At 67.6% G+C, this 3,664-nt stretch carries 3 protein-coding genes; 1 reads left to right on the top strand and 2 read right to left on the bottom strand.

What is annotated here, in order from left to right; genetic code table 11:
* Window positions 1-32: 32 nt before the first annotated feature.
* Entirely contained in the window at window positions 33-1,520 is a 1,488-nt protein-coding gene (locus MJ785_RS21005) for an aldehyde dehydrogenase family protein (RefSeq protein ID WP_239382524.1), read from the bottom strand.
* Window positions 1,521-1,684: 164 nt separating this feature from the next.
* Window positions 1,685-2,878: a cytochrome P450 gene (locus MJ785_RS21000; protein ID WP_239382522.1), complete on the bottom strand. Its 1,194-nt coding sequence runs from the start codon at window positions 2,876-2,878 to the stop codon at window positions 1,685-1,687.
* Between the two features lie 593 nt (window positions 2,879-3,471).
* Here MJ785_RS21000 and MJ785_RS20995 point away from each other — a divergent pair.
* On the top strand, window positions 3,472-3,664 hold a 193-nt coding region (locus MJ785_RS20995; protein ID WP_239313861.1), incomplete at its 3' end, for a hypothetical protein.

The following is a 3,664-nucleotide window of genomic DNA, read 5'->3' as shown; positions in this document are numbered from 1 at the left end:
GGCCCGGCCGCATCGCGAAGCCGGTGCTCGTTTCACATCGGCGTCCCTGGGGTCGCGATGGTCTTGGCCTGCAGATATTCGCGGAAGCCGTCCTCGCCGTGCTCGCGCCCGACACCGCTGATGCCGTATCCGCCAAACGGTGTGTCCGGTGACAGGTAGAACGATGGTCCGATGTTGACGGTCCCGGCCTTCATGCGCTTCGCGAGACGCAGGGCACGCTCCGGGTCCTGCGTCTGGATGTACGACGAGAGCCCGTAGCGGGAGTTGTTGGCGACCCGGACCGCCTCATCGTCGTCGCCGTCGTACCGCACCACGGTCAGGACCGGCCCGAACACCTCGTACTGGGCGATCTCAGCGTCCTCGTGCACGTCAGCGACGACGGTCGGCTCGTACCAGAAGCCCCTGCCGCCGGTCGGTGAAGCGCCGCGACGCCCGCCGACCGGCACCCGCGCGCCCGCGGCCCGGGCCCGTTCCACGAGCCCCTCGATCCGCGCCAGCTGCGCACCGTTGATGATCGGCCCGACAATGTTCGCCGGGTCGGTCGGGTCGCCCCACGGCAGCGCTCCGATGGCGGCGGTCACTGCCTCCAGCACCTCGTCGTACCGGGAGGCGTGTACGACCAGCCGGGTCGCGAGCGCACACCCCTGCCCGCTGTTGGCCATGCACATCCCGACTGTCATCGGCAGCGCGACGGCCAGATCGGCGTCGTCGAGGATGATGTTCGCGGACTTTCCGCCGAGCTCCAGGCAGACCTTGCGGATGCCGACCGCCGCACGTTCGTAGATGCGCTGGCCGACGGCTGGTGATCCGGTGAAGTGGTACATGTCCACCCGCGGGTCGCCGGTCAGTGCCTCTCCTGCCACGGCTTTGTCGTGCGAGCTGATCACGTTCAGCACGCCCGGCGGCAGGTCGGTGTGCTCGTGTGCGATCTTCGCGATGAAGGCCCCTGTCAGCGGTGTGTCCGGAGCGGTCTTGAGCACGATGGTGTTGCCGGTGGCCAGCGCGTGTTGGATCTTCCAGATGTCGGTCATGAACGGCGCGTTCCACGGTGTGATCGCCCCGACCACGCCATACGGCTCGTACCGGACAAGACGGTTGCTCGGCAGGCCAACGCCCTGGTGCACGCCGAAGTCGCGTTCCCACGGGAAGCGCCCGATGAGATCGTTGAAGTACGACATGTCATCGGTCATCACGTCGATGTGGGCGCCGATGTTGGACGTCGGGGTGCCGGCTTCGGCGATCTGGATCTGTTTGGCAACGGCCGCTTCCTTGCGTAGCGCATCCTGCAACTGGCGCAGGACCCGCTCGCGGAACGCATGGTCGGTGGCCCACAGGGTCTCGTCCGCGGCCCGTCGGGCCGCGGTGACCGCGGCGGCGACATCTTCGGCCTGCCCGTCGGCCGCCGTGCCGACGACCGACTCGTCGCTCGGGCTCAGGACGTCGAAGCGCCCGCCGGCGATCGCCTCGCGGAACTCCCCATCGATGTACAGCCGGCCCTCGGGTACTACGTCGAGTGTCACATCTTCCTCCAGATGACAGGCGGATCCGATATCGCACCGCGGACAGAGATGAAAAAACCGCTGCTTGAGAGCGCCCGGCGCCAAGGGCGCGGCGCCGCCGGGCCTGCTCGTAGCCGCCGGGCCTGCTCGTATGAGAAGGAGCGCTGAACGGGTGCCGGGGCCGTTCAGGCGACCGGGAAGGTGATCGGTAAATGAATCGCGGCGCGTACACCGTAGTTCGTGTACAGCACTTCCTTTCCAGGAGCGATCGTGTATTCGGGAATGCGCCGGTGGAACTCCTCGAGCGCGACGCGCAGCTCGAGGCGGGCGAGATTGGAGCCGAGGCAGCGATGCGGGCCGGCCGCGAAACCGACGTGCGCGTTGTGCGGGCGTTCGAACTCGACGGTCATCGGATCGGGGAACGCGGCCGGGTCGAGGTTCGCCGCCGCCCACACCACCTCGACCTTGGACCCGGCCGGGAACCGGCGGCCGTGGACCTCGATGTCCTCGGTCACCCACCGATGCCCGAGCGGTACCGGTGACTCGAAGCGCATCAGTTCCTCGATCGCCTTGCCGAGCAGCGTCGGGTCTGTCAGCACCCGGTGGCGTTCGGCAGGGTGCTCAGCGAACCAGGCGAGCATGCACGACAGTGAGCAGGTGACCGTGTCCAGGCCTGCGATCACAAGTAGATAGCAGATATCGATGATTTCCTGGTCGGACAGTCGCGCGCCGTCCACGCTGGCCGTCAGGAAGGCGCCGATCAGGTCGTCCCGTGGGGGCTCGGCGCGGTGCTCGGCGAGGACGCGCGTGAGGTAGTCGTACATGCGTTCGCCCGCCGCGCGCATGTGCGCCTGCTGTTCCTCCGCGGTGCTGCCCTGTGGCCGGACGACCGCTTCCTTGAAGTCCAGGAAGATCGGAAGGTCGTCGGTGGGGAGACCGAGGAGGTCGATGAAGATATGCGTGGGCAGCGGCGCGCACAGGCTCGTCAGCAGCTCGGCCTCACCCGTGTCCACGAACATGTCGATCAGGGCGTTTGTTCGTGCTCGTATGGTCGCCTCCAGCCGCGCGACCTGTTTTGGAGCGAACAACGGATCCAGCAGTTTGCGGTAGGTGCGGTGCGCGTCGCCGTCGAGATCCAACGGGATCAGTGGGCGCTGGGCGCCCATGTTGTAGTGCGTCCCATCGGTGGCGCGCACCGCCGGGTGACGGAGGAACTCCGTCATCTCCTCGCGGCGGGCGATGACGAGGGTGCCGTCCGGGCGGCTCGGCGTATCCTGCCCGGCCAGCTCGCCGAACGCCTGTTGGGGATGGCGCTCGTCCCACGAGCCCAGCAGGTGGGCCGCACAGAAAAGCGGCGGGATGATGGCCTCGGCAGTCATGTCCGTTCCTGATCTCCAGGTTCATGGTTTTCCAGCAAGGCGATCAGCCCGCCAGGTCGGTGGCCTGCTTGGGACGGTTCTCCACGGCTGGCCGGGCCAATCCGGGCTCCTGCTCTGCTGGCGGGCTCCGCGTGTCGAGACGTGACCGGTAGGAGCGCCCGGCAACAGGGGTGTGGATCAAGGAGCGGGGCTGGGGTGCGTGCATCGCGAGGCGGAGGAGGGAGCCACCCTGGTGTTGGGTGGCGACTGACGACAACGACGCGAGGTGCGTGCCCTGGCCCCGTGACGCCGCGTCCCCTATTGCCGGGCGCTCTAAGCCGGATAGGGCCGAAGCGTCGGGGGACACGCGGAGCGTGTCCCCGGCATCGACCCGGGTCTACCGTCACTCGCATCAGCCTTGATCTCTCTCGCGGTGCCCGGCGGCTGATTGGCCGTTGGGCACCGCATGCCAACTGGTGTAAATAGATTGATGAATATCGCGTGGGTCACACTGCCTGGCTGGGAGGTTCGCGTCAAGGTATCGTTGATATCTAATTAAGGATCTTGTGGATGTGACTGGCGCTGGCGCGTTCGCCGCTTTCAGCTGATCTCCGTTGTGGATCTTTCTGTTCTCCGGCCCGGCAGCGAGCGCCCGTGCCCAGCTCCTCACTGTCCGGGCCGCGGGAGGCAGCGGACTGCTCCGGCCGCGTGGCGTGTTGGCGGAGGTGGTACGGCGCTGGCTGGCCCTCCGTTCCCGCGGGCGCCGTGGATTCCGGTTGCCGCTGGACGGAGCCGGCAGGCAGGGGC

The organism is Protofrankia sp. CiT1, assembly GCF_917627335.1.
Taxonomy (GTDB): Bacteria; Actinomycetota; Actinomycetes; order Frankiales; family Frankiaceae; genus Protofrankia.
The sequence above is the reverse complement of the archived record's forward strand: the minus strand, read 5'-3'. Positions and strand labels throughout refer to the sequence as shown.

Excerpts from the sequence above, each read along its gene's own strand:
- MJ785_RS21000 (WP_239382522.1), bottom strand. The coding sequence starts at position 2,878 with ATGACTGCCGAGGCCATCATCCCGCCGCTTTTCTGTGCGGCCCACCTG.